7 protein-coding genes are annotated in these 7,033 nt (G+C 44.5%); 2 read left to right on the top strand and 5 right to left on the bottom strand.

What is annotated here, in order from left to right; all coding sequences use genetic code 11:
- Window positions 1–160: 160 nt before the first annotated feature.
- Window positions 161–940: an FKBP-type peptidyl-prolyl cis-trans isomerase gene (gene fkpA / locus PSI23_RS14020; RefSeq protein WP_273555667.1), complete on the bottom strand. Its 780-nt coding sequence runs from the start codon at window positions 938–940 to the stop codon at window positions 161–163.
- Between the two features lie 252 nt (window positions 941–1,192).
- Here fkpA and PSI23_RS14015 point away from each other — a divergent pair, with 252 nt between their 5' ends.
- On the top strand, window positions 1,193–1,411 hold the full coding sequence (locus PSI23_RS14015; protein ID WP_273555666.1) for a SlyX family protein: 219 nt from the start codon (window positions 1,193–1,195) through the stop codon (window positions 1,409–1,411).
- 151 nt (window positions 1,412–1,562) lie between these two features.
- Here PSI23_RS14015 and slyD read toward each other — a convergent pair whose 3' ends face one another.
- The 4 genes from slyD to kefG form a co-directional block, all read right to left on the bottom strand.
- Entirely contained in the window at window positions 1,563–2,093 is a 531-nt protein-coding gene (gene slyD / locus PSI23_RS14010) for a peptidylprolyl isomerase (RefSeq protein ID WP_273555665.1), read from the bottom strand.
- Between the two features lie 167 nt (window positions 2,094–2,260).
- Complete coding sequence (locus tag PSI23_RS14005; protein ID WP_092519499.1) at window positions 2,261–2,464, bottom strand: YheV family putative zinc ribbon protein; 204 nt, start codon at window positions 2,462–2,464, stop codon at window positions 2,261–2,263.
- 14 nt (window positions 2,465–2,478) lie between these two features.
- Window positions 2,479–4,287, bottom strand: coding sequence for a glutathione-regulated potassium-efflux system protein KefB (gene kefB, locus PSI23_RS14000; RefSeq protein WP_273555664.1), 1,809 nt, complete (start codon window positions 4,285–4,287; stop codon window positions 2,479–2,481).
- A gap of 2 nt (window positions 4,288–4,289) precedes the next feature.
- Window positions 4,290–4,853 (bottom strand): glutathione-regulated potassium-efflux system ancillary protein KefG, encoded by a 564-nt coding sequence (gene kefG / locus PSI23_RS13995; protein ID WP_273555663.1) that lies wholly within the window; start codon window positions 4,851–4,853, stop codon window positions 4,290–4,292.
- A 187-nt stretch (window positions 4,854–5,040) separates the two neighbouring features.
- Between kefG and PSI23_RS13990 the strand changes: the two genes are divergently transcribed.
- Window positions 5,041–7,002, top strand: coding sequence for an ABC transporter ATP-binding protein (locus tag PSI23_RS13990; RefSeq protein ID WP_273555662.1), 1,962 nt, complete (start codon window positions 5,041–5,043; stop codon window positions 7,000–7,002).
- The last annotated feature ends 31 nt before the right edge of the window (window positions 7,003–7,033 follow it).

Here is a 7,033-nt window from a genome sequence, read left to right as displayed (position 1 = left end):
TGCCAGACCGCAAGGTGTTTTAACAAATCAAAAGGGGTTTTTATAGCGGATTTATAGCTGAAAGCTCTACAGAACCCCCTGCCTAGCAGGGGGTTTTCTATATACAATAAAGCAGGAGCCTTAAGCTCCTGCCAATGCTGTTTTTTGATTATTACAAGCGTTATTTTGCCTTGGCAGCAGGCTTAATATCCAATAATTCAACATCAAAGACTAAAGTGGAGTTAGCTGGAATGCTAGGTACACTTGCCTGACCATAAGCCAGATTAGGTGGAAGAACTAATGTGATTTTTCCGCCTTTCTTCACATGCTGTAAGCCTTCTTTCCAGCCTGGGATAACGCTATCTAAACGAATGGTCAGAGGCTCTTTACGATCATAAGAGCTATCGAAAGCTTTACCATCAATCAAAGCACCTTTGTAGTTGACAACCACAGTATCAGTCTCTTTAGGTGCTTTACCAGTACCTTCTTTTTCAATTTTGTAAAGAAGCCCTGTTTTGGTTTCAACTACGCCAGCTTTCTTAGCAAACTCTTTACGATACTTGACACCTTTTTCACTATTTTCACCCGCTTCTTTTTCTACCTTGGCTCGTACTGCACTTTTCATATTAGAGTCGAAAATCGACAGAGTTTCCTTAATTTCTTGATCAGTCAATTTAGCTTTATTATTTACAGCATCTTCAACACCAGCCAACAACTGTGCTTTTTCCATATTGATGCCGAGCGTTTTATACTCTTTCAGTGCGTTGGTCATATAGCTTCCTAGAGAAGCCCCCAGAGCATAAGAATTTTGCTGTTCTGTAGTTTTAAAAGCACTATTCAGTTTTAGTTCGCTTTGTTTTAGCTCACTTTGAGTTTCAGTGTTAGCAGCCAAGACTTGAGGTACACTAAACGCCACCGCCAGAGTCGTTGCCAGCAGAGTTGTTTTAAACAATGATTTCATCTTATTCTCCAAGAAGTTTGGTGGGTTTATTATCAGCATAGATCACACATAACATTTACTATAACCGCCTGAGGAAACCAATGACAATATTTGCTATACCTCGACCTCGCAATAGCAACCATTGGAACAATATTAAAGTAAAGAGGTTTCGCAAGATCCTATTTCACTGAATTTTTTGAGTATTATAGTGTTAACTTGGCCGAGTAATTGCTCCATCATTTAATTAATTGATCAGAAATAGGAGGAAAGATAATGGAATTATCTGAATTTGAACAAAGATTTGAGCTGCTGGAAACTAAACTGGCCTATCAAGAAGCCACTATTGAAGAATTAAATCAGGAAGTGAGAAAACAGCAGATAGAAACTGACAGATTGAAAGAACAGCTGAAATTAATGACTGAACGCCTGAAAACTCATCAAACATCCATCATTGCACCACTTTCTGAAGAAACACCGCCTCCTCATTACTGATATCAATCAGGGAAAACCTCTGCCAAGGAAGGCTCAGCAATAAAGTAAAAAAAAGAGAAGCTTATAATGCGCTTCCCTTTTTCTACAGCTTACTGATTTCTCAGATTACCAACGATTTTCAGTTAGCCCTGATTTATCAGTTAGCCCCGAATTAATGGCAGCTACCGCCGCAGCATCCATGATCGTCATGCTCATGGTCGTGATCACCACAACCACCTTGACCATGCACATGGCCGTGAGCCAACTCTTCTTCGGTTGCTTCACGAATCGCTACAATTTCAACATTGAATTTCAGATTCTGGCCAGCCAGCATGTGGTTAGCATCAACAACCACTTCATCACCTTCTATCGCAGTGATTTCTACTGGGATAGGTCCCTGATCCGTATCAGCCAGGAAACGCATACCAACCTCAAGATCATCCACACCAACAAACACATCTTTTGGTGCACGTTGAACCAGACTATCATCATACTGACCGTATGCGTCATCTGCTTCTACGCTAACATCAAAGCGTTCACCCGCCTCACGACCTTCCAGTGATTTCTCCAATCCGCTGATTAGACCACCGCGGCCATGCAGATAGTCTAACGGTGCGCTCACCGGAGATTCATCAACTAAAACACCATCTTCTGTTCTTACTTGATAAGCCAGGCTGACCACCAAGTCTTTTGCTACTTTCATGACAACTCCTACATACCCGAGAGAGGAAAACTCGTGAGGGAAAATTTTTACAGCTCAAAAAAATGTTGCTGATTGTAACGGAATTCTGCGTCGCTGTACCTAGCGACGGTAAAATTTATCCACAATTTATTATATGTGTATTGATTTATTCTTGTGTGTGTACTGATTTATTGCGGTGTAAAAATCCCAATAATCTGTTCCTGCTCCCTGACATGAGATGCGGCAGCTTCATCCGTTTGCCTCTGTATATGACCGCAATGGACACACTCAACAACATCAACCTTATTCTCCTGCCACATTGCCAACGTATCCTGTGATTGACATTTTGGGCAAACAGCTCCCGCGATAAAACGCTTACGACTTACTGACATAATTTCCCCCAACGCTATTCATGTTCATCCCACCCTTCCGGTCGGCGACGCTCATTAATCATTTCCCGTTCAAACAGTTCTTCCAATTCCCTGCGAGCCTCTTTTATGCGGGATATCTGTGCCAGATCCTCATGCAGATGGGGCATCAATTCACGCAACATACGCATATCTAATCGCCGAAAATGCTGCTGTGCACGCTGTGCCTGATGTGGATGCATACCCAACCTGATCAATGCTTTTCTTCCCAGCTCCAATGCACTGGAAAATGTTTCCCGGCTAAAATCTTTCACTCCGCTCTGCAACAGCTCATGGGCTTCCAGACGCCCTCTTGCACGCGCAATAATATTCAGATGAGGAAAATGTTTCTGACACAAGCGCACAATCGCCACCGTGTCTTCTGGCTCATCACAGGTAATGATGATTGCTCTGGCCTTTGCAGCACCAGCAGCCCGCAACAGTTCCAATTCACTCGCATCACCATAATACACCTTATAGCCATAACGACGCATAGTACTGATTGCACCCATATCGCGTTCCAACACAGTGATACGGATCTTATTCGCCATTAGCAAACGCCCAACCACTTGCCCGAAACGGCCAAAACCGACCAAGATCACCTCAGGATCATTGTCTTCCACAAATGGCTGTTCAGTGTGTTTTTCATGTGTGTTATATCGACGCGCCAAAACACTTTCGATTAATAGCATCACCAAAGGTGTTGTCATCATTGATAATGTCACCACAGCCAGTAAAAGAGACTCCTGCTTCTGATTCAATACCCTTTGCTCAAGCGCCTCAGAAAATAAGACAAATGCAAATTCTCCCCCTTGACTTAACACCCCGGAAAATTGTGCGCAGGGCGATTTTCTTAAACCGGACATCCTGCCAATCACATAAAGTATAAGGCCTTTTATCAATACCAGACCCAAGACACTCAATAAGATATTGAGCCAGTAAGTAAAAAAAATGCTCAAATTCAGCGACATGCCAACAGAAATAAAAAATAGCCCCAACAACAGTCCCTTGAATGGTTCAATAGAGATCTCTAGCTCATGCCGATATTCACTTTCCGCCAACAAGACTCCTGCAATGAAAGTACCGAGCGCCATAGAAAAGCCCAATGCTTCCATAAAAATCGCCGCCCCCAGAACAATCAGCAACGCAGCGGCAGTAAATACCTCCCTGACACCGGATTTCACCACTAACCGGAACAAAGGGCGCAGTAAATATCGCCCTCCCAACAACATGCCTGCAAAAGCGATAATTTTCAGCACAATATGCCGCCAATCACTGGTTGTCACTCCTCCCACCAGCAAAGGGATTGCAGCTAAAGCAGGGATCACTGCCATATCCTGAAACAGTAAGATAGAAAATCCGAGCCTGCCACTTTCATTGTTACTCGTCATCCCTTTGTCTTTCATCAATTGCAGTGCCATAGCCGTAGATGACATCGCAAGGCCAATACCACCAATAACAGCGGCTTGCCATACAAAATTCGCCAAATAAAGGAGTGAGATGAGAACCAGTGCGGTTAAAACCACTTGAGCCATACCGACACCAAAAATCGAGCGCCTGAGCTGCCAAAGTTTTGTTGGATTCAGCTCAAGTCCGATAATAAACATCAGGAAAACAACGCCTAGCTCTGAAAAATCGAGGATTTCATCAACATTCTTGATAAATCCCAGCCCCCACGGGCCAATGGCGATCCCTGCAATAAGATAACCCAGTACAGCCCCGATATTGAATTTCTGGGCAAGGGGAACAGCCACAACGGCAGCGAATAAAAACACGACACTGGCGCTTAATAGCGCTGAAGTCTCCATGATCACCCACCTCCCAAAGATAATGGCGCTTTCAGCCATTCCTGATAAGCATTCGCATGACTGGCAAGCACCTCAGGCCGTTGACGTCTGGCCCAATAAATGATCATTGGCGATAACCAATGCATATGGCACATTGATGCCGTCAATTCGAAAGGCCGAAGAATTTCTTCCATTGGATAAAGATTATATCCTCCTCTCCGGTAAGCATCTTCCGGCTCTCCCGTCGTGATAACCGATCGCCAAAACTTTCCTTTAAGCGCCTGCTCCGCCCTACCAACGAAGTCTCTGCTCAACACGCGATCCATCCACTCTTTCAATAAAGCAGGGCAACTATAAGTGTACAAAGGATGTTGAAAAACAATCACCTTATGCTCGCGCAATAACTGTTGTTCTAAAGAGACATCAATAAAGAAATCAGGGTAAACTCCGTAGAGATCATGAACCGTGACATGCTCTAATTTCTGCGCCAACTGCAATAACATTTTATTAGCAACTGAATTCATCGGTTCCGGATGGGTATATATCAGCAACACTTTAGGCGGCAATATGTTCGGAGATAACAACATCAATCCCTCCAGGACGTGTCAGGACACATATTTTCCGCTACCATGCACGCCAAGCTATTAAATCAAATTGAATAAGTACCCAATACATTTCAAATTGCAGCATGGTGGTATCAACAAAACAGCAACTTGAAAGATGAAAGATATCAACCTAATTATTAACTCAACATACTATATATAGACAACATCTATGATTCTTTTCTCTTCACTGCAAATCCGTCGTGGCATTCGCGTCCTGCTGGACAATGCCAGCGCAACCATTAATCCCGGACAGAAAGTCGGATTAGTGGGCAAAAATGGCTGTGGTAAGTCGACCCTACTCGCATTACTAAAGGATGAACTTCAGGCCGAAAATGGTTCCGTGACATTTCCCAACAACTGGGCTTTGGCTTGGGTGAATCAGGAAACGCCAGCTCTGGAGACATCGGCGCTGGAATACGTAATTGATGGTGACCGCGAATTCCGGCAACTGGAACAAAAACTAAAAATAGCCAACGAACAAAATGATGGGCACGCCATTGCTCATCTTCATGGCTTGCTTGATACCATTCAGGCATGGACAATCCGCGCACGAGCAGCCAGCTTGCTGCACGGATTGGGTTTTTCCCAAGCTCAGCTAGAACTCCCTGTACGTTCATTTTCCGGTGGCTGGCGCATGCGCCTCAACCTGGCACAAGCGCTGATTTGTCGTTCTGACCTGCTATTGCTCGACGAACCGACCAACCACCTTGATCTGGATGCCGTTATCTGGCTCGAAAAATGGCTGAAAAATTATACCGGCACCTTGATCCTAATTTCCCACGACCGCGATTTCCTCGATCCGATCATTGATAAGATTCTGCACATTGAACAACTGAATCTATTCGAATATACCGGCAACTATTCCTCCTTCGAACGGCAACGCGCCGCCAAGCTCGCCCAGCAACAAGCGCTATACCAAAGCCAACAGGAAAAAGTGGCACATTTGCAGAGCTACATTGATCGTTTTCGTGCCAAAGCCTCTAAGGCTAAACAGGCTCAAAGCCGCATCAAAATGCTGGAACGCATGGAGCTTATCGCTCCCGCCCATGTCGATAATCCTTTTCATTTCAGTTTCCGCCAACCGGACAACCTGCCAAATCCGCTACTGAGCATGGAAGAAGTCAGTGCAGGTTATGGTGAAAAAACTGTATTGAATTCGATCAAATTAAATCTGGTACCGGGTTCACGAATCGGTTTGTTAGGTCGCAATGGCGCGGGTAAATCCACGTTGATCAAATTGCTGGCCGATGAGCTTGCACCCCAGCAAGGAAAAATCGCTTTATCGAAAGGGATTAAACTGGGCTACTTCGCACAGCACCAGTTGGAATACCTGCGGGCAGATGAATCGCCATTACAGCATTTAGTCCGAATAGCGCCACAAGAGATGGAACAACAACTGCGGGATTATCTGGGTGGATTTGGTTTTAAAGGCGATCAAGTCACCGATCCGAGCGGACGTTTTTCCGGTGGAGAAAAAGCCCGATTAGTACTGGCTCTGGTTGTCTGGCAGCGCCCTAATCTCCTGCTGCTCGACGAACCGACCAACCACCTTGATCTGGACATGAGGCAAGCACTGACTGAAGCACTTATTGATTTCGAAGGTGCTCTGGTCGTCGTATCGCATGACAGGCATTTACTGCGTTCTACCACAGATGAACTGTATCTGGTACATGATGGCAAAGTAGAAGCGTTCAAAGGTGATTTAGAAGATTACCAGCAATGGCTGACCGAGCTACAACGCCAGCAAGTGCGTGACAGCCAAGAAAAAGAACGAACAGATAGCAATGCGTCAAACACCAATGAATCAAACAACAGTACACAAAATTACAGTGCCCAAGAGCGTAAAGATCAAAAACGGCGTGAAGCTGAATTTCGCAATCAGACTCAACCACTACGTAAGCAACTTACAGCTCTTGAAAAACAAATGGAAAAATTGAGTACTGAATTGGCGGGTTTAGAAGAAGAACTATCAGATAATACGCTTTACGAAAATCATCGTAAGGCTGAATTAACCGAATGCCTTCATCAGCAGACACAAACAAAGTCCAGGCTCGAAGATATTGAAATGGAATGGTTGAATATTCAGGAACAAATCGAGCAAATGGCCGAAGCATTTAATGCCAGCCAATAAATTAATTTTGCAAATGATGTCACCCGCTTTG

The organism is Xenorhabdus yunnanensis (assembly GCF_028598805.1).
GTDB classification, from domain to species: Bacteria; Pseudomonadota; Gammaproteobacteria; order Enterobacterales; family Enterobacteriaceae; genus Xenorhabdus; species Xenorhabdus yunnanensis.
Note: the sequence above shows the minus strand (reverse complement) of the source record. Positions and strands in the feature narration are given on the sequence as shown.

Excerpts from the sequence above, each read along its gene's own strand:
- kefG (WP_273555663.1), bottom strand. The coding sequence starts at position 4,853 with ATGTTGTTATCTCCGAACATATTGCCGCCTAAAGTGTTGCTGATATAT.
- kefB (WP_273555664.1), bottom strand. The coding sequence starts at position 4,287 with ATGGAGACTTCAGCGCTATTAAGCGCCAGTGTCGTGTTTTTATTCGCT.
- PSI23_RS14005 (WP_092519499.1), bottom strand. The coding sequence starts at position 2,464 with ATGTCAGTAAGTCGTAAGCGTTTTATCGCGGGAGCTGTTTGCCCAAAA.
- PSI23_RS13990 (WP_273555662.1), top strand. The coding sequence starts at position 5,041 with ATGATTCTTTTCTCTTCACTGCAAATCCGTCGTGGCATTCGCGTCCTG.
- fkpA (WP_273555667.1), bottom strand. The coding sequence starts at position 940 with ATGAAATCATTGTTTAAAACAACTCTGCTGGCAACGACTCTGGCGGTG.
- slyD (WP_273555665.1), bottom strand. The coding sequence starts at position 2,093 with ATGAAAGTAGCAAAAGACTTGGTGGTCAGCCTGGCTTATCAAGTAAGA.
- PSI23_RS14015 (WP_273555666.1), top strand. The coding sequence starts at position 1,193 with ATGGAATTATCTGAATTTGAACAAAGATTTGAGCTGCTGGAAACTAAA.